Raw genomic sequence first — 18,547 nt, 5'->3', positions numbered from 1 at the left:
TTGCTTGGTAAAGGCTAGGCAGTCGCTTTCGTCGGGTCAACGTTGGTGAGCGCGAGAACCTTCCGGACAAATGCTTAGGTTGGCGCTGTGGCCGTCGCTGCTTCCCTCTATCCGACGCCGCCGTCTGCTCGTTTGCGAGGCCTATCCGCCAAAGGTAGAAACGTCGGTCGCCTTAAGAGTTTCGTCCATGGAATTCATGGATGCAGCCATTCCCGCGAGGACATCCGCCACCTAGGCTGTTTTTCGTTGCACACGATCGTCCCTGCCTGCAGGGCGAGCGGTGTGGCGCGACCGGTCCGGCCGGCGGTGGGATGGCCGCTGGAGGGATGCGTAGCAGCTGAAAAGACGACAGGGCGGGAGTAGGGCGGTATCTGGAGGAGGCTTTGGGCTGGTTCGTCCGGGATCGTCGGGCGCATCCGGCCTGGATCTTTGCCCAGTCCATCTTCGTTCCCAAAGGCGCATCATCGCCACACGCCCTGCCGGCATGGAGAAGCCCAGCTATCCTGCGAAGGCAGGGGCACGGAATCGTCCATGGCGGATGTCGGCCGTTCCGCCGGAGGGGTCGCCCGGATAGCGAAAGGCGCGCCGTGTTGGCGAGCGATCGTTGAAGAGAAAATGGAGGAAACGCCATGCTTCGTATTCTGAAAAGCTTCGCTGCCGTCGGCATTGCCGTCGGTGCGCTGACAGCGGCGGCCCATGCGGCCGATATCAAGATCGGCTTCGTCGTCAAGCAGCCGGAGGAACCCTGGTTCCAGGACGAGTGGAAGTTCGCCGACATCGCCGCCAAGGAAAAGGGCTTTACGCTGGTGAAGATCGGCGCCGAGGACGGCGAAAAGGTTCAGTCGGCCATCGATAACCTCGGCGCCCAGGGTGCACAGGGCTTCATCGTCTGCACACCGGACGTCAAGCTCGGCCCCGGCATCGTCGCCAAGGCGGAAGCCAACGGCCTCAAGCTGATGACCGTCGACGATCGCCTCGTCAATGCCGACGGCACCCCGATCGAGAGCGTGCCGCACATGGGCATCTCGGCGCTGAAAATCGGCGAGGCGGTGGGCACAGCCATTGCCGACGAGATCAAGAAGCGCGGCTGGGACATGGCGAGCGTTGGCGCCATCCGCGTTTCCTATGACCAGCTTCCGACTGCTGTCGATCGCGTCCAGGGCGCCATCACCTCGCTGAAGGCGGCCGGCTTCCCTGAAGCTAACATCTTCGACGCGCCGCAGGCCAAGACCGACACCGAGGCCGCCCTCAACGCCGCCACCGTCGTGCTCAACAAGCATGCCGACGTGAAGCACTGGGTGGCCTTCGGCCTCAACGACGAGGCGGTGCTTGGCGCCGTCCGCGCCTCCGAGACCGTCGGCATTGCGCCGGAGAACTTCATCGGCGTCGGCATCGGCGGTGCGGACTCGGCGATCAATGAGTTCAAGAAACCCGCTGCCACCGGCTTCTTCGGCACTGTGATCATCTCCCCGAAGCGCCATGGCTACGAGACTGCGCTCAACATGTACGACTGGGTCGCCAACGGCAAAGAGCCGCCGGCCCTGACGCTGACGTCAGGCGAGCTGGCGCTGCGCGACACCTATGTTCAGGTTCGCAAGAGCCTCGGCATCGAATGAGACCGCTTGGCTGCTAGTATGACATGGAGCTGGCGACCTTGGTTGCCGGCTCCCCAGCAAGGCGCGAGGACATGGCCGATTTTCTGAGCTTCTCCCACATTTCCAAGACCTATCCGGGTGTCAAGGCGCTGTCGGACGTCTCATTCGGAGTGGCGAAAGGCTCCGTTCATGGACTGATCGGCGAAAATGGCGCCGGCAAATCGACGCTGATCCGTATTCTTTCCGGCGACACCGCTGCCGATAGCGGCGAGATCGCCATCGACGGCGGCGCCCAGAATTTCTCTTCGACCCGCGATGCCTTTGCCGCCGGTGTGGTGGTGGTTCATCAGGAGCTGCAGCTGGTTCCGGAACTCACCGTGGCGGAAAACCTCCGCCTCGGCCGCTTTCCCAACCGCGCCGGTATCATCGATTTCCGGTCGTTGAAGGAAGAGGTGAACCGCCGCCTCAGGGATATCGGCCTGACCGTCGATGCCGACACCAAGGTGGCGAAGCTGTCGCTCGGCGAGCGGCAGATGATCGAGATCGCCAAGGCGATCATGCTGGACGCCCGCGTGATCGCCCTGGACGAGCCGACCTCGTCGTTGTCCTCGCAGGAAAGCGAGGTTCTGTTCCGCATCATCGGCGAGCTGCGTGCCGCCGGCAAAGTCATCATCTACATTTCGCACCGCCTCGATGAGATCTTCCGCCTTTGCGACGGCTGCACCGTGCTGCGCGATGGCAAGCTCGCCGCGCACCATCCGTCGATGGCCGAGGTGACGCGCGACAGCCTGGTCGCCGAGATGGTCGGCCGCGAGATTTCCGACATCTGGGGTTGGCGTGGCCGCTCGGTCGGCGAGGTCCGGCTGAAGGTCGAGGGCATAACAGGGTCGAAGCTGCCGCGGCCGATCGAATTCGAAGCGCGGGCCGGCGAGATCGTCGGCTTCTTCGGACTGGTCGGCTCGGGCCGATCCGAGCTGATGCGCCTCGTCTACGGTGCCGATGCGCGCCATTCGGGAAAGGTTATGATCGACGGCGCCGACAGTTCGGGCTCGAGCCCGCGCCGTTCCATCCGGGAAGGCCTGGTGCTCTGTTCCGAAGACCGCAAGTTCGACGGCATCATCCAGGGCCTCTCCGTGGGCGAGAACATTGTTGTCTCCGCGCGCCGCCATTTTTCGCCTTTCGGCGTTTTGAGCCCGAAGCGTGAGGCGGATACCGCCGCCGAGTTCATCAAGCAGCTCAGAATCCGCACGCCGTCGGCCAAGCAGGAGATCGTCAATCTCTCCGGCGGCAACCAGCAGAAAGTGCTGCTCGCCCGCTGGCTGGCCGAGACCGACGTCAAGGTGCTGATCGTCGACGAGCCGACGCGTGGCATCGACGTCGGCGCCAAGGCGGAGATCTACGAGCTGCTTTACAGCCTGGCCGAGAAGGGGCTGGCCATTGTGGTCGTCTCCAGCGAACTGCCGGAGGTCATGGGTATTTCCGACCGCGTCGTCGTCATGTGCGAGGGGCGGATCGCCGCCCGCTACAACCGCGCCGAATTCAATGAACACGCCATTCTCGCCTCGGCCCTGCCGGACCGGACGGCTGGCGAGCCGAATAAGAAAGCATCGTGATGGCCTTCCTGAAACGTCTCCTGCTCGGCGAGCAGGGTCTCCTCGTCATTTTCGTCATCGCCTTCGCGGCCGTTTCGATCTTCGTGCCGAGCTTCATTACCGAGCGCAACATGCTCGGCCTGTTCCAGTCGGTGGTGACCATTGGCATTGTCGCCTGCACGATGATGTTCTGCCTGGCGTCACGCGATTTCGACCTGTCGGTCGGCTCCATCGTCGCCTTCACCGGCATGGTCGCGGTGATGGCGTCCAACGCCTCGGGTTCGATCATCGTCGGTCTGATCGCCGCGCTCGCCTGCGGAACCTTCGTCGGCTTCGTCAATGGCGTGATCATCGCCAAGCTGAAGATCAACGCGCTGATCACCACGCTTGCCACCATGCAGATCGTGCGCGGCCTGGCTCTGATTTCGTCGGACGGCCGTGCGGTGGGCATCAACGATCCCGGCTTCTACCAGCTGGCGCTGTCGCGCTTCCTCGGTATTCCGACACCGATCTGGATCATGGTCATCCTGTTCTGCGTTTTCGGCTTCGTGCTGAACCGTTCGGTGTTTGGCCGCAACACGCTGGCCATCGGCGGCAATCCCGAGGCGTCGCGTCTCGCCGGCGTCAACGTCGACGGTATGCGCATCTGGATCTTCACCATCCAGGGTCTCGTCTGTGCGGTGGCCGGCATTCTCCTGGCGTCTCGCATCACCTCCGGTCAGCCCAATGCGGCGACGGGCCTTGAACTCTCGGCCATCTCGGCCTGCGTGCTCGGCGGCGTATCCTTGGCTGGCGGACGGGCGGCGATGGTTGGTGTCATCGTCGGCGTGCTGATCCTCGGCATCGCCGAGAACGCCATGAATCTCCTCAACATCCAGGCCTTCTACCAGTATCTGGTGCGCGGCCTGATCCTGCTGCTCGCCGTGTTGCTCGACAATGTCCGCAGCACCGGCCTCGGCCGGAAGTAAGCCACATCGGTCATTCAATGCCTGTTTACGAGCAATCGACGCCCAGACGGTTCACCTTTTGGACGTCGATATTTTGAGTGTCGGGATTTGTTCTCCGCGACGCCGGCCGATCTCAGGGGTACCAGGACAAGTAAACGCATCTGCAGCCAGGGTTTACTTTTCGAGCTTTTTGAGACTAGATGCGGCCATGAGCTCGCTGCCCGCACATATGGTCAACAATAACGGCCCCTCCGGGGTCGTGGATGCTGTGCGCGCTTAACAGAGCTAGCTCATGGATCACCACAGCCCCGCCGGTTTCGGACGGGCTTGGTGTCTTGGCTTCTCCGATCCGGTTTCCGTTTCAGGAGAGAGTCATGTCATTTCAAGCAGAATTGCCGCGAGCCTTTGTTTCCGAGTTGCCCTCCCTTATCGGGCGGCGGGTGAAGCTTTGCGGCTTCATGGAGTCCATTCGCGACCAGAAGCGAATGCGCTTTCTCATCCTTCGCGACCCGAGCGGCACGGTCCAGCTCGTTCAGAGCAAGGATGATGGCAGTCTGGGCCGGAGCCTCGACATCCTCACGCTCGAAAGCGCGGTGCGAGTGATCGGGGTGGTGGTCGCCGCCCCGAGCGTCAAGCTCGGCGGTCTGGAAATCAGCCTCGACGGCGTGGAGATTTGTGGTCTCGCCCAGTCTCCTTTGCCGATCACCGAGGAATCCGGGCTTGAGAAGTGGATCGATCATCGGCAGGTCAGCCTACGCTATCCGGCGCAACAACTCGTATTCGCAGTCCAAACCACGCTAGAGCAAGCGATGCGTTCGTTCTGGCGGGATCATGGGTTCTGCGAAATCCATTCGCCCAAGCTGATGGGGACCTTCAGCGAATCCGGTGCCGAAGTCTTTGCCGTGAAGTACTTCGGAGCCACCGCCTTTCTCGCCCAGTCTCCCCAATTCTACAAACAGATGGCCATCGCCGGGGGATTGGACAGGGTGTTTGAAGTCGGCCCTGCCTTCCGCGCCGAACCGTCCTTTACGGCGCGGCACGAGACGGAGTTCACCTCCCTCGATATGGAGGTCGGCTGGATCGAGGATCATTACGAACTCATGGCGATCGAGGAGAGATGGCTTGCTCACGCCATCTCGGCCGTCGTTGAGGCCCATGGCGAAGACATTCAACGGCTCTTTGGCGTCGAGGTCCTGCCGCCGATCCTGCCTTTCCCCAAGGTCACCTTCGACGAAGCACGTGAGCGTTTGCGAAAGCTCGGTCATGTTTTTCCCAAGGACGACGATCTCGACAGCGACGGCGAGCGGCTCCTCGCCGGACACATGGCGAGCGAGACGGGGCACGAATTCCTGTTCATCACAGATTATCCTGCCAGCAGCCGCGCTTTTTATCATATGCGCCGGGAAGACCAGCCTCACCTTACCAAGGGATTCGATCTCTTGTGGCGCGGCCTGGAAGTGACGACAGGAGCTCAGAGAGAGCATCGATACGAGCGGCTGTTGGCGCAGGCGACTGAACGAGGGTATCAGCTGGACGCACTCTCCGATTACCTCGATTTCTTCCGCTTCGGCTGCCCTCCACATGGAGGAATGGGCGTCGGTCTCGCACGCCTGCTCATGCGTCTGCTCGGGGCAACCAGTATTCGTGAAGTGACCCTTCTCAGTCGAACACCCAAACGCTTGCGTCCCTAGATCAGGCGAGGTGACGCATGAAGAACGGCCGTGGTGTCGATCGTTGACACCACGGCCGCCGCGTTAGTCCGATTTGGAGTCGATGCTACTTCATGAACTTGGCGACGTTTTCCTTGGTGATCAGGGCGTGCGGCACGGTGATCACCGGCTCAATCTTCTCGCCGTTGGCGAGCTTGACCAGAGCTTCCATGCCCATGAGACCCTGCTCGATGGTGTTCTGAGACACCGTGGCGTCCATGGTCCCGTTCTTGACGGCGGCGAGAGCGTTCGGAGCGGCATCGAGGCCGGCAATCTTGATCTTGCCGATCAGTTGGGCGTCCTTGGCGGCCTTGACGGCACCAAGCGCCATATCGTCATTGTTGGAGACGACGGCGGCGAGTTCGGTCCCGGTCTGCAGCCAGTTTTCCGTCAGCTTGAGAGCTTGGTCGGTGCGCCAGTTGGCGGTCTGCTTGTAGACGACCTTGATGTCCGGATAGTTCTTCAGGACGTTCTCATAGCCCTGCGTGCGACCGATCTGCGCATCCGAGCCGAGCGGCCCAAGCAGGAAGGCGACATTGCCCTTGCCGCCGATCGCCTTGGCGATGAACTCCATCTCGATCTGGCCGCCCTCGACGGGGTTGGCGCCGACATAGGAGTCGATCACCGAGGTGTCGGAGACCTTCTGATTGAGGTTGATGACGCCGATGCCGGCCTTCTTGGCGGCGCCGAGAGCCGGCCCAAGCCCGTCCACGGCGACCGGCTCGATCAGGATGCCGGTGTAACCCTGGGTGACGGCCGTCTCAACCTGGCTGATCTGCTTGGCGATTTCGTTGCGCGCATCGAATACCGTCAGCTTGGCGTCGAGCTCCTTGGCCTTGTCCTTGACGGCGCCGGACAGCTGGATGGTGAACTCGTTGTCCATATGGCTCATCAGCAGGGCATATTTCTGCTCCGGCTTGGCCTTGAGTTCGGCTGACAATACGGACGGCGCCCAGGACAGGGTGGCACCGAGCGTCATGGCGGCTAGGCAGACAAGCGTTTTCTTCATTGTTTCCTCCTTGTGACCTTCGTTCGGTCCATGCGCTGTCCCGACGTTCCTCCCCGGGACACGCCTTCTCAACGCCCGGCTTTGCCTTTGATGTCGGCAAGCACGGCGAAGTAGATGATCAAGCCCTGAATGACGAGCTGGTAGTAGGATGACACGTTGAGGATATCGAGCCCGTTGCCGATCACGGCAATCAGCAGCGCACCGATGACCGGACCGTACCAACGGCCGACACCACCGGTCATGCTGACGCCACCGATGATCACGGCAGCGATGGCGTTGAGCTCATAGCCCTCGCCGGCGGTGGGGCTGCCCGAAACGGTACGCGAGGCGAGGAGCAGGCCGGCAAGACCGGCCAAGGCGCCGGAGATCATGTAGACGCCGGTCAGCGTTGCCTTGACATTGATGCCCGACACGGCGGCGGCCGTTGCATTGCCGCCGATGGCATAGACCCGGCGACCGAATACGGTTGCCTTCAGCACGAAAGCGCTGAGGCCGGCCACGACGATGAAATAGATCGGCAGGTAGGGCAGGTAACCGGCCACGAAACCGCCGGCGATCTCCTCGAAGGCGTCGGAAACGCCGAACACCGGCGAACCATCGGAGGTAATCAGCGCGGCGCCGCGGAAAACGATCATCGATGCCAGCGTGACGATGAACGACGGGATGCCGCCATAGGCGACCGAGGCGCCGTTGACGGCGCCGATCAAGGCGCCCAGTAGCATCGGCGCGACAATCGCCAGAGCGAGGGGGTACTCGTCGGGATGAGCGAAGCTGGCGGCAACGACGCCTGTGAAAGCAACGATGGAGCCGACGGACAAATCGATGCCGCCGGAGATGATGACAAACGTCATGCCCATGGCCAGCACGCCGTTGATCGAGGCCTGCTTGATGATGCCGATCAGATTGGCAGGGCGCGCGAAGGCATCCGGCGACAGCACCACCAATACGCCCACGACGGCAAGAAAGATCAGGATCAGTCCGAAATCCTGGAAAAACTGACCGCGACCGTATGTTCCCCGGCGCCGCTCAGACATGACGAACCTCGTTGGTGGGCGTAGCAAATTCCATGATCCGTTCCTGGGTAAAGGTGTCGCGGCCGAGCTCGCCGGTTATCTGTCCTTCGGCCATGACCAGGATGCGATCGGCCAATCCCATGATCTCGATGAGCTCCGATGAAATGACGATCACCGCCTTGCCCTGGCTAGCCAGTTCACCGATCAGCAGATAGATGTCGCGCTTGGCACCGACGTCGATGCCGCGCGTCGGCTCATCGAGAATGATGACGTCGGGTTGCGTGACCAGCCATTTGGCCAGCACCACCTTCTGCTGGTTGCCACCGGAAAGAGACGAGACCAGAGCGTCGCGCGACCAGGTTTTGATGCGTAGCCGGGCGATGTTGTCCTCGGCTAGCGCGTGTTCCTGCCCCTTCCGGATCACGCCGTAACGGGCAAGCCGACCGATCGCGGCGAGTGAGATGTTTTCCTCGACCGTGCCGAGCAGGTTGAGCCCGGTCATCTTGCGGTCTTCGGTGACCAATGCCAGCCCGTGCGCGATGGCGGCGCCTGGACTGTGAATGGGCTGGGGTCGGCCGCGGATGAGGATCTCACCGGAGGTCGCGGGCCGGATGCCGAAGAGCGTCTCCACCGTTTCGCTACGTCCTGCGCCAACCAGTCCGGCAATGCCGAGGATCTCACCGGCGCGAACCGAAAACGAGACATCGCGCACGCGCTGGCCCCAGGAAAGATGACGCACCTCGAGCACCACGTCGCCGATCGGCACCGTTTCCTTCGGGATGTAATTGGTGATCTCGCGACCGACCATGTGGCGAATGACGGTCTTGCGATCGAAGGCCGAGGTGGCGTCGGAGGCCACAAGCACGCCGTCGCGCATTACGGAGATGCGGTCGGCGATCTGGAAGATCTCATCGAGTTTATGGGAGATATAGATGATCGACACGCCGTGGGCGCGCAGGGCATCGATCTGCCGGAAAAGGATCGCCACTTCGCGTTCGGTGATGGCCGAGGTCGGCTCGTCCATGATGACGACCTTCGACGACAGCGAGATGGCCTTGACGATCTCGACCAACTGCATCTGGGCTACCGACAGATCGCGCATGCGGGCCGATGGACTCAAGGGTATGGCGAAACGGTCGAACAGCTCCTGGCAGCCCTGGCGCATGGCGCCGAGGTTGACCACACCAAAAGGGCCACGTCCGAAACGGCGGATCTCGCGGCCGAGGAAGACATTCTCGGCCACTTCCATATCGAGTACCGGGTTCAGCTCCTGATGAATCATGGCAAGGCCATGGTTCATCGCATCGCGCGGATTGTGCGGACTGAATAGTTGCCCTTCGAGCCGGATCTCACCGGCATCTGCCGGGAGCATGCCCATGAGGATCTTCATCAGCGTCGATTTGCCGGCACCGTTCTCGCCCATCAGAGCATGCACTTCGCCGCGGCCGACCGTCAGGTTCACATTGTCCAGCACGGGATTCCGGTTGAAGCTTTTGGCGATGCCTCGCATCTCGAGCAGGGGAGGCATCATGGCCTGTCTCCTTTGGCGCTATCTGGACCAATGACGGCTGACTGCCACCAGGGTCTAGGCGCAGGAAGCGCGCCCCGATACCTGCCGCCTTTCGCTATACCAATGTCGAATACTACGCTCATGACGCGCCGCTGCGCTTTCAACTGAAGATCTAGGTGTCAGTAGGAAAAATTACTTTGTTTGGCTCGTCTCAATTGCGTTGTAATCGCAAAACCTGCTTCAGGAAGTCAGTCGATTTGCGCTCGAACCACATGGAGGATACCCTCTGTGAATCGTTTTTTACAACTTCAGCATATAGACTATGTATTCCAAAAATTTGTGTCAACGATCCATATATTGCTTCATATGAGCCAATCGTAGTATTGAAATATGGGAAATCCGGGCGTCACGCGGATTGCTATACGTGTATGAATATCTACGGTTTGGATTAATTGTTCCGAAATTGTAGGTAGTGGGCCAGATCGACAATGGTCCCCCGTTTGAGGGTAAATCGTCTACCGTCCGAAGTCGAAATGATGCTCAGGTTGCGAGCTTTGCGCCGCGCCGCCCGAAGATAGCCAGGAAGAGCGCCCCGAGCACGCCAGATATGAGTGAGCCGATGAGGATGCCGATCTTGACGTGATCTTGGACGGCTGGATCGTTGAAAGCGAGCAATCCGATGAACAGCGACATTGTAAAGCCGATGCCACACAACAATGCCGTTCCGATCATCTGGCCCCAACTGGCCTTTGCCGGAAGGTGGGCCAGGCCAAGCTTGACCATGAGGGCGACGGTTCCGACGACGCCGACCAGTTTCCCCAGCATCAGACCCGTCGCGATGCCCATGGTTAGCGGCTCGGTAAACAGGTCCATTGAAACGCCGGCAAGCGAAACGCCCGCGTTAGCGAAACCGAATATCGGAACGATCACGAAGGCGACCGGCTTGTGGAGGGCGTTCTCAAGCCGATGAAGCGGCGACTCCGCATGCTGCGCTTCCGGCGCACCGGGCGTTGGTTTCAGCGGAATCGTCAGGGCAAGCATGACGCCAGCCAGTGTGGCATGGATGCCGGAAGCAAACACCAGCACCCAGAGCACCAGCCCCAACGCCAGATATGGCCATAGCGCCGTTATCTTGGCGCGGTTCAGCCCGTAAAGCGCAGCAAGAACGACAGCGGCACCACCGAGCGCCATCAAGTTGAGCCCGCCGGTGTAAAACAGCGCGATGACGATGACGGCGCCAAGGTCGTCGATGATGGCTAGCGCCGCGAGAAAGATCTTGAGCGAGCTCGGAACGCGGGAGCCGAACAGCGAGATCACGCCGAGAGCGAAGGCAATGTCGGTTGCCGTCGGTATCGCCCAACCTCTCAGTGCTTCCGGATGGTTCAGGTTCAGCCCGACGTAGATCAGGGCGGGAAACAACATTCCGCCCGCCGCGGCAGCGCCGGGCAGAATGCGCCGGCTCCAGCTCGAAAGCTGGCCGTCCAGCATCTCCCGCTTGATCTCCAAACCGACAAGCAGAAAGAACAGGGCCATCAGGGCGTCATTGACCCAGTGTTGGACGCTGAGGGGGCCAATGTAGACATGAAGGCCGTGGAAGTAGGCTTCTGCCAAGGGCGAGTTGGCCGTCAATATGGCCAGCGCGGCGACAGCCATCAAAACCAGGCCGCCTGACGCCTCGTTATCGAGGAAACGGCGAAGCGTCGACTGGATGCGCCCTGGGTTGATCGGCAAAGACATGGATTCCCGCTCCCATAGTTGGAAGGTTGATCGAAGTCTCCGTCGATTTCGGGCTCCCCGTAGCGCACGCAGCACACGCTATTTTCAAGTGAAGCTAATGCATCGCTCGAGATTTTTCCAGATTAGGCAGAGAGATTCTCGGTGGACGCTTTGATGTTTATGCCGCCCGAGAGGCCCTGATCACGCTAGGGCAAGTGTGGCGGCTCCGAACTCTGCCTGGCCCTCGGCTGTGTCGTCGCTAAAACTGGCCACGGTAATCGGCTGCGCGCGGTCCGGAAAATGATAGACGGCATTGGTGCTGAACGGGCCACCTCCCGAGTGGCCGATGGCTCGTCCGGAAGCACCCATGCTGCCAATCATGAGGCCAAGGCCGTAGCCGCAATCCGTCCACGGGCGTCCTTCCAAGGCTCCGCCGAGAGGAATGCGTTGCAGCATGTCCTCCAACGATTTGGCATCCAGCAGTTTGCCGCTGAGGAGGCCGTGCAGAATCCGAGCAGCATCCTCGGCAGTTCCTACCAAACAGCCGTGATAAACCCATCCGGGATGATAGCTCCGGGCGCCGCGCCAGTGAACGTGTTGGAATTGCTCGCGAGTTACTGCAAGCTCAACGCTCTTCAGCCCGAGGGGACGGCAGACGATGTCCTGAACTAGCTCGGCAAGGCCCTGTCCCGAGGCGGTCTCGATCCATTCTCGCGCCAGCAGGTAGCCGACATTGGAGTAGGACCAGCCTTCCCCGGGAGCGAACAACTCGCCCTGCGCCAATGCCTCGCTGAGCAATTTACCGGGTGACCAAGGCTCTTCATCGGCCGCGACAGCCTTGGAGTAGCTCGCAAGGGCGGAATAGTCCGGCAAACCGGCCGTATGGTTCAGGAGCTGTCGAAGCGTGTAGCGCTCGCCATCGAGATGGGCGTCGAGTTCGACCTTGCCGCGCTCATAGAGTTTCAGCGCGCAGATTGCGATGATGGCCTTGGTGAAGCTCCAATAGGGGAACAGCAGCGAAGCGTCGCCACGTGCGCCCTCATCTCCGCCGGTCGAGACCCAGAAGGAATGTATGCTCGTCGCCTGCATGCCGATTTTCTACCGTTCGTCCAAGGCAGGATAACACAGCGCAGCTGACCAGCCCGACGGCTAACGGACCACGGCTTCAAGCTGGATACGGCCCGTGAGGCACTCGCCGGGAGCAAGGGGCACCAAGCCACCCATGCCCGCCATCCTGAAGCCGTCGACCGTGTGTGTCATCGGCTCGAAGCAGAACCAATCGTCGGCGTAGGTTGTATCGCGGGCGGTATCAGGCCGATAGACGACGTAGCGGGAAAAGATCGGATCGGCGTCGATGGTTAGCGTCAGGCCACGCTCCGGCCAATCGATGCGGGCGCAACCGTTCCAGCCCTCGAAGCCGTTGTTGACCCACCCGTCGGGTAGTGGCGCGACCTTTCGGAAATCGAGGTCGGCGGTGACAGGCACTTCCTCGGTGGGAAGATAATTGGCCCCTTCAAGCCAGATGGAAGAGGCGGGCGCCGTCAACCGCGTGCGCGGGGTCATCGGGAAATAAGGGTGCCAGCCGAGACCGAAGGGCAGGGCAATCGCGCCCGTGTTCTCGACCGACAGGGTCAGCGCCAAGCTGCGTCCGTGGAGCGCGATCGTCTGTCGGGCGACATAATCCCACGGAGCGACCGCTTCGGCTTTGTGACGCAGGACGAGGGTCGCGCTGCTTTCGGTTCCCGCTTCAATGCTCCAATCGGACAGCCAGCCGTCACCATGCAGGCGGTATCGATCACCAGCGTTGGGTGTCAGTTGATAGACACGGCCTTCAAAGTTGAAGGCATTGCCGCCGACGCGGTTGCCGAAGGGCACCAACGGAAAAGCCGAGGTCTCATCGGGAGCGCCGTCACCGCCATGACGCGCCGGACGCAAGAGAGGCCGGCGACCGACGCTCATGTCGATCTCCCAGCCAAGGACGGCTGCGCCTCGTGTCGAGAGTTTCAGCTCGGCAACATCCGTTCTGAGGCGCAGCACGTCCATGTCAGTCCTCCTCAGCCATTGGGAAGATCGCTGAGGAGGTCGGCAGCGAGCGCGTGGTTGGGGTCCAGCTTCAGAACTTCCTGAAGGTGCTCGCGGCCGGTTGATGTGTCGCCGAGGCCAATGGCCGCTTCGGCGAGCATGACATGAGCGGAGACGCGCCGACGGAGCTGAAGGTCGTCGTCAAACAGCAGCATGGTCGGCAGTGAGGTGGCGAAATAATCGATCTTCGCCGGGCTCGCCATCGTCTCTTCGGCATAGGTACGGAGTTCGCCAAGCAGCTTCTCGGCCTCCGCTTTGCGGCCAAGTGCGAGAAGCGACAGGGCCGAGAAGAAGGTCTTCTCCGAGTAGGCGCGCACTTCCATCCCGAGGAAGTCGCCGGCGAACTCGGCAGCGAGCGTCAGCCAGCGGTGTGCCTCCTCGGTGCGGCCGGCGGCGGCAAGTGCCTTGCCGAGCCAGTAATGCACATCGCTCTGGTTGGCGAGGAGATGGCGCGCCTCGCCTAGCGAGTGCGGCGGGTTGAGTGCCGCCTCGAATTCGGTCACCGCCAGCCCGGCATTGCCGGCGGCGAGCGCCTTGCGGCCGAGGCCGAGGTGCCCACGCACCCACTGATCGAGCGCGAGGCCTTCGCCCCCTTCCCAGGGCTGGAACAGACGGCCGGCGATCAAGGGGGCCGATTTTTCGGGGTGGCCGAGCTGGTTGTAGAGAGCCGACAGCTCGACGCTGAGGTCGTCGCGGCTTGCGACGAGATCGAGCCGGCTCTCCAGTTCGGCCAGACGCTCGGCTGGCGAGCGACCGATGCGCTTCCAGAGCTGATCGCGCTCGTAGACGAGGCGGGCATCGTGTGGAGCGGCGGCAAGCGCCTTGTCATAGGCGGCAATGGCCTTTTCTTCGGAGCCTTCGATGTTGAAATAGCCGATGCCAAGGTTGCGCCAGGGGATCGACCATGAAGGGTCGATCGCCACGGATTTCTCCCAGAGGGCGATCGCGTCGGCGTGACGACGGCGGTCGTAAAGAAGGTTGCCGAGGTAGTAGGGCGCGCGGTTGTCGGCCGGGTTGGCGGCCGTCGCCGCCTGCAGCACGGCGATGTCTTCGAGCCGCGCCGGGAAGCAGTAATTGGACGACGCCTTGGCGGCAGCGGCGAGGTGAGGTTGCGAGGATTTGCCGAGACGACGACAAAAATCGGCCGCGTGATAGTGCAGAAGCGGTGATGCGGCACTGCCGACAGCGGCGATGCGGTCTTCGAGCAGCCTCAAGGCATCGGCTATGAAGCCTCCACGTGCCGCCTCGATGGCTATGTCGAGGTAGAGCTGATCGTCACCGTTGATCGTCAGGCCCTTCAAGGCGCGCGCACGGGCGTCGAGCGGGTCACGAGCCAAGGTCTCGGTGAGGAGCGCGTCGGCGTCCGCCGCTCGGTCGAGCTTGAGGAGCAAGGCTGCTCTGACATTGCGCGCCACAGAGTTTTCGACGTCGTGGCGAAGGGCTTCCTCGACATGGGCAAGAGCGTCGCCAAGGGCGCCGCGCGTGCCGTCGATCTCGGCTAGCGCCAGATGCGCCGGGCCGCGCCAGGCGGCGTTCCAGGTTGCCTTATAGAGCGCGTCATAGGCCGCTTCAGGCTTGTCCATGTAGCGAAGCGCGAGGCCGAGGTGATAATGCGCCTCGCCGGTCGGCGGGTTGGGGTTGCGGCGCGTCAGCCGCTCGATCGCCTTGCGGAAACAGGCTTCGGCGGCGGTGAACTCGCCGCGCCGAAGGTGCCAGATGCCGAGGGCCGTGTTGCACCGGCTATCTCCCGGATCGCGGCGGAGCGCCTCGCGCCAGTAGATGTCGGCCGGCCGCGTCGCATGGCGGTATTGGTCGAGATGAACGCCGGTCATCCAGAGCTCGTCGGCGCTCTCGATCTCCTCAGGTGGCGGCGGCTCGGTGGCCGGTGGCGGGATGGTCACCTCGCTCCGGTCGACGGGGCGACGCTCGACCAGCAAGGCACCATCCTTCTCGATGACAACACGCACGTCGTCGCGATCCGTGCCCTCGGGGAGGTCGACGGTGAGAAGAAGCGGCTTGATCGGATCGAGATTCGTCACCCTGCTGGCCAAAACGCCATTGGCCGCTGAGATGGTGATCCGGGCATCCGCCATGGTCTCGGTCGACTGAACACCGACCGCCAGCTTGGTTCCATCGAGCTTCAGTCCGATGGCGGCCTTGAGGGTCGCTGCGGCGGCGGCGCCGATCTCACGGATCGGGTACCAGTACTGCGAGAAGGTCTTGGTCTCGCCAGGGGCCAGGAAGGAGAAGTCCGGCTGGTTGTCGGTATAGACGCCGGCCATGATTTCGATATACGGCCAGGAGACGCCATTCTCGTCCGGCTCGGTCAGGTTCCTGTCCCAGGCGTAGCCGAAATCGTGGTTGCCCCAAGTCCACTGCTTCTTGCCGGGGGAAATGTGGTGGTTGGCGACATGGACGATTCCCGCATCGACGGCGTGATCATAGCCGCCGAAGAAATCGTCGCGCGATCCGAGGCACATGTAGCTGGTGGGGACAGGGATATTGGCATACCAGCGGAGATCATTGGGCGCGTAGCCGCGCTTCGGTACGAACTGCGCCGGTGTTTCCTCCGGGGGGACGCCATGCTTGGCGCGACCGGCGTAATCGACACCGTAATAGCGCCCCTCACAACCAGGAAAGGCGGACGTGGCGCGCTTGGCGTGGTCGGCGATGAAATGAACGTCCTCCGGAAAGAAGCTCTGGTAGTCCTCATGCACCTCGGTAGCGACGTTCGCCCACCACAGGAAACTCTGCGTCAGCTCCGTGCGATTGTGCAGACGCACGGCGAGTTCCAGGCAGGCTTTGCCAGGGCTGAGGCGTACGCCATGCATGCCCTTCATGCGGTTCATCGGCTCATGTTCGCTGAGCCATATGACACGCGAGCCGTCGGCTTCCTCGACGATTTCCCAAGAAGCCGGCATGTAGGTGCTGGGACGATGATGTTGCGGCCAGTTGAACTCGATGCCGCCGGACAGCCACGGGCCAGCGAGGCCGACCAGAGCCGGCTTGATGACGCGGTTGCGGTAGACGAGGTCGTAGCCGTTGATCTTGTCGACGACGGCGTAGATGCGGCCACCGAGCTCCGGCAGCACGGTGACGCGCAGATACTCATTCTCGATATGCAGCGCGGTCCAGCTTTTCTCACGCAGCTCGGATCCGATACGGTCAAAGAATGGGAGCGGGTAGACGCGACCGCTCGACCCCTGGAAGACACGCTTTTCGAGGAACATCGGATTGCGGTCGGCCGGGGCTGGCTCGTAGGTGGGAATGACAAGCGGTGCGGACCACGCCTTGACCGGCCCGGTAAGCGCTGTGGGCGCTACGGGGAGTTCGACTTGTTTCATGGCGCGTTCCTTCCCATCCCGAAAGCGGGGGATTTGTCGTTGTCGAAACGCTAGGCGCCGGCCTCCTTGCCGTGAATAGCGGGAACGATGGACATCATGGAGGATCCTCTGATAGCCTGAGCGTATGACTGGGGATGGCGAACAGCGGATCAAGGAAGGCTTTCCGGGGCAGCGATCGGTCGTGCTGCCGCGTCCGGTGGTGTCCGGCTGGCTGGAAGGGCAGCCGCTGATCGAACTCTTGCCGAGCGACGTTGGCCATTACCCACACGCCCAATGGCACTTCGTTGAGCGGCCTGACGGCATTTCGCAGTCCGTGCTGATCTATTGTACCGACGGCAGTGGCTGGGCGCGGCTAGGCGATGTGGCCCTACGGATCCGCCCTGGCCAAGCCTTGGTGGCGCCGGCCGGCGCGCCGCATGCCTATGGCGCGGATTCCGATGATCCATGGACGATCTACTGGGTGCACCTTGATGGTGCCAAGGTTGCCCTGTTGCCCGAATTGCTCGAGCTCGATCCGGAGGAGCCGCTGCTGCACCCTGGACGCGACCCAGCCATCCCGACGCTGTTCGAAAAGATGCTGTCCATCCTCGGCCGCGGCTACACGCCGGACAACCTCCTATCGGCGTCGATGGCACTTGGGCAGCTCGTTACACATCTGGTGGTGCTCCGCCATCGCTCGCCCAACCGCGACGACAACCTCGACCAGCGCATCCGCCGGGTGATCGACGTCATGCAGGGCAACCTCAGTCGATCGCTGAAGGTCGATGACTTGGCACGCGAGGCCAATCTCTCATCGTCGCATCTGGCGGCCGTGTTCAAGAAGCGCACCGGCTTTACGGTGCTCGACTTCTTCATTCGCCTGAAGATCCAGCGTGCCTGTTTCCTGCTCGACACCACCGACCAGTCGGTGAAGGCGATCGCCGCCGATCTCGGTTTCGACGATCCCCTGTATTTCTCGCGCTGCTTTCGGCGGGTGCACGACAGTTCGCCAACGCAGTATCGGGCCCTGCGCAAGGGCTGATGGCGAAGGACGTGGCGCCGTTATGCCGGGAAACGCTGCCTCAGATAGTCGGATAGCTCACCGACGAACAGCGACAGCAGGCGGGATTGGGATCGGCTGACGGGATGGATGGCATAGAAGGATGCCGGGTCCGGCTCGAAGGCGTCGAGCACGGTGACGAGGCGGCCGTCCTCAAGGTGATCTTGAACCTCCCAAAGAGACTTCTGCGTCAGGCCCATGCCGGCCGCTGCCCAGACCACCGGCAGTTCTGAACTGGAGGTGGCCAGCCGTGCCGACACCCGTACTATCCTTGCAGCCTCACCACGGCCGAACCGCCAGTCGGCATGGAAGTGCCCGCCGCCATTGAATACCAGACAGGCGTGCGCAGAGAGATCCTCGGGACGCATTGGCGTTCCGTGCTGGGCGAGGTAGGCCGGGCTTGCGACCACCACCCGCCGGGTGGAGACCAGAAAGCGGCCGGAGAATTCCGATTCCACGGCGGGACCGCCACGGATGGCGAGGTCAAATCCTTCGCCGACGATATCGACATAGCGGTCCTCCAGCAGAAGCTGCAGGCGAACATCCGGGTAACGCGCGGCGAACTCGGCCACGAACGGCGCGATCCAGCGGCGGCCGATCGGCAGCGGCGCGGAAATTCGCAGCGTGCCTTGTGGCACGGATGATAGGTCGCGGACACGCGTTTCCACGGCCTCAATGGCTGCGAGTATCGGCTCCATTTCGCTAAGGTAGAGCTTGCCGGCTTCGGTCAGTGATTGGCGGCGGGTCGTGCGCGCGATCAGTCGGACACCGAGCCGCCGCTCGAGCCCAGCCAGGCGATCGGCCACCACCGAGACCGACAGGCCAAGCTGCCGGGCGGCGGCCGACAGGCTGCCGTGCCGCACGATGGCCGAGATGATCGCCGCTTCCTGATCGGTTCGCATATATCTTCCGTTCATTCCGAAAGGTCCTTCCGAAACCATATGTTTTTCGAGGGCGGAATCAAATCTAGGCTGCGACCGATTTTCAAAGA

Annotated in this window: 13 protein-coding genes; 5 read left to right on the top strand and 8 right to left on the bottom strand. The window is 62.1% G+C overall.

The features are described from left to right. The first annotated feature begins 629 nt into the window (after positions 1–629). The 4 genes from G522_RS0111915 (at position 630) to aspS (ending at position 5,825) form a co-directional block, all read left to right on the top strand. Positions 630–1,616 (top strand): arabinose ABC transporter substrate-binding protein, encoded by a 987-nt coding sequence (locus G522_RS0111915; RefSeq protein ID WP_051228562.1) that lies wholly within the window; start codon positions 630–632, stop codon positions 1,614–1,616. Between the two features lie 71 nt (positions 1,617–1,687). Beyond that, positions 1,688–3,208, top strand: a complete 1,521-nt coding sequence (araG, locus tag G522_RS0111910) for an L-arabinose ABC transporter ATP-binding protein AraG (RefSeq protein ID WP_026791247.1) — start codon at positions 1,688–1,690, stop codon at positions 3,206–3,208. Then, a complete protein-coding gene (araH, locus tag G522_RS0111905) occupies positions 3,208–4,155 on the top strand; it encodes an L-arabinose ABC transporter permease AraH (RefSeq protein ID WP_026791246.1) in 948 nt (315 codons plus the stop codon). Before araG ends, araH begins: the two co-directional genes overlap by 1 nt. A gap of 353 nt (positions 4,156–4,508) precedes the next feature. Beyond that, on the top strand, positions 4,509–5,825 hold the full coding sequence (gene aspS / locus G522_RS0111900; protein WP_036839030.1) for an aspartate--tRNA(Asn) ligase: 1,317 nt from the start codon (positions 4,509–4,511) through the stop codon (positions 5,823–5,825). Positions 5,826–5,910: 85 nt separating this feature from the next. On the opposite strand, the gene G522_RS0111895 is transcribed toward aspS, so the two are convergent. The 7 genes from G522_RS0111895 to G522_RS0111865 all read right to left on the bottom strand — a co-directional run bounded on the left by G522_RS0111895 (position 5,911) and on the right by G522_RS0111865 (position 16,517). Beyond that, entirely contained in the window at positions 5,911–6,852 is a 942-nt protein-coding gene (locus G522_RS0111895; RefSeq protein ID WP_026791244.1) for a substrate-binding domain-containing protein, read from the bottom strand. Between the two features lie 68 nt (positions 6,853–6,920). Next, positions 6,921–7,886, bottom strand: a complete 966-nt coding sequence (locus G522_RS0111890; RefSeq protein WP_026791243.1) for an ABC transporter permease — start codon at positions 7,884–7,886, stop codon at positions 6,921–6,923. Further along, a complete protein-coding gene (locus G522_RS0111885) occupies positions 7,879–9,396 on the bottom strand; it encodes a sugar ABC transporter ATP-binding protein (protein ID WP_026791242.1) in 1,518 nt (505 codons plus the stop codon). Before G522_RS0111885 ends, G522_RS0111890 begins: the two co-directional genes overlap by 8 nt. A gap of 519 nt (positions 9,397–9,915) precedes the next feature. Next, complete coding sequence (gene nhaA, locus G522_RS0111880; protein WP_026791241.1) at positions 9,916–11,112, bottom strand: Na+/H+ antiporter NhaA; 1,197 nt, start codon at positions 11,110–11,112, stop codon at positions 9,916–9,918. A gap of 180 nt (positions 11,113–11,292) precedes the next feature. After that, positions 11,293–12,180 carry a serine hydrolase domain-containing protein gene (locus G522_RS0111875; RefSeq protein WP_026791240.1) on the bottom strand — a complete coding sequence of 296 codons (888 nt, stop codon included), beginning with the start codon at positions 12,178–12,180 and terminating at the stop codon, positions 11,293–11,295. 60 nt (positions 12,181–12,240) lie between these two features. Then, positions 12,241–13,134 carry an aldose 1-epimerase gene (locus tag G522_RS0111870; RefSeq protein ID WP_026791239.1) on the bottom strand — a complete coding sequence of 298 codons (894 nt, stop codon included), beginning with the start codon at positions 13,132–13,134 and terminating at the stop codon, positions 12,241–12,243. Positions 13,135–13,145: 11 nt separating this feature from the next. Further along, positions 13,146–16,517, bottom strand: a complete 3,372-nt coding sequence (locus G522_RS0111865) for a DUF5107 domain-containing protein (protein ID WP_026791238.1) — start codon at positions 16,515–16,517, stop codon at positions 13,146–13,148. A gap of 124 nt (positions 16,518–16,641) precedes the next feature. Here G522_RS0111865 and G522_RS0111860 point away from each other — a divergent pair, with 124 nt between their 5' ends. Continuing rightward, a complete protein-coding gene (locus G522_RS0111860) occupies positions 16,642–17,538 on the top strand; it encodes a helix-turn-helix domain-containing protein (RefSeq protein ID WP_026791237.1) in 897 nt (298 codons plus the stop codon). A gap of 20 nt (positions 17,539–17,558) precedes the next feature. Here G522_RS0111860 and G522_RS0111855 read toward each other — a convergent pair whose 3' ends face one another. Continuing rightward, complete coding sequence (locus tag G522_RS0111855) at positions 17,559–18,458, bottom strand: LysR family transcriptional regulator (protein ID WP_026791236.1); 900 nt, start codon at positions 18,456–18,458, stop codon at positions 17,559–17,561. Positions 18,459–18,547: the final 89 nt, after the last annotated feature.

Origin of the sequence: Pleomorphomonas oryzae DSM 16300 (genome assembly GCF_000422965.1) — a bacterium.
In the GTDB taxonomy this organism is placed as follows: Bacteria; Pseudomonadota; Alphaproteobacteria; order Rhizobiales; family Pleomorphomonadaceae; genus Pleomorphomonas; species Pleomorphomonas oryzae.
Note: the sequence above shows the minus strand (reverse complement) of the source record. Positions and strands in the feature narration are given on the sequence as shown.

Bases quoted from the DNA above. Each gene is read 5' to 3' on its own strand.
- G522_RS0111915 (WP_051228562.1), top strand. From the start codon at position 630: ATGCTTCGTATTCTGAAAAGCTTCGCTGCCGTCGGCATTGCCGTCGGT.
- araG (WP_026791247.1), top strand. From the start codon at position 1,688: ATGGCCGATTTTCTGAGCTTCTCCCACATTTCCAAGACCTATCCGGGT.
- araH (WP_026791246.1), top strand. From the start codon at position 3,208: ATGGCCTTCCTGAAACGTCTCCTGCTCGGCGAGCAGGGTCTCCTCGTC.
- aspS (WP_036839030.1), top strand. From the start codon at position 4,509: ATGTCATTTCAAGCAGAATTGCCGCGAGCCTTTGTTTCCGAGTTGCCC.
- G522_RS0111895 (WP_026791244.1), bottom strand. From the start codon at position 6,852: ATGAAGAAAACGCTTGTCTGCCTAGCCGCCATGACGCTCGGTGCCACC.
- G522_RS0111890 (WP_026791243.1), bottom strand. From the start codon at position 7,886: ATGTCTGAGCGGCGCCGGGGAACATACGGTCGCGGTCAGTTTTTCCAG.
- G522_RS0111885 (WP_026791242.1), bottom strand. From the start codon at position 9,396: ATGATGCCTCCCCTGCTCGAGATGCGAGGCATCGCCAAAAGCTTCAAC.
- nhaA (WP_026791241.1), bottom strand. From the start codon at position 11,112: ATGTCTTTGCCGATCAACCCAGGGCGCATCCAGTCGACGCTTCGCCGT.
- G522_RS0111875 (WP_026791240.1), bottom strand. From the start codon at position 12,180: ATGCAGGCGACGAGCATACATTCCTTCTGGGTCTCGACCGGCGGAGAT.
- G522_RS0111870 (WP_026791239.1), bottom strand. From the start codon at position 13,134: ATGGACGTGCTGCGCCTCAGAACGGATGTTGCCGAGCTGAAACTCTCG.
- G522_RS0111865 (WP_026791238.1), bottom strand. From the start codon at position 16,517: ATGAAACAAGTCGAACTCCCCGTAGCGCCCACAGCGCTTACCGGGCCG.
- G522_RS0111860 (WP_026791237.1), top strand. From the start codon at position 16,642: ATGACTGGGGATGGCGAACAGCGGATCAAGGAAGGCTTTCCGGGGCAG.
- G522_RS0111855 (WP_026791236.1), bottom strand. From the start codon at position 18,458: ATGCGAACCGATCAGGAAGCGGCGATCATCTCGGCCATCGTGCGGCAC.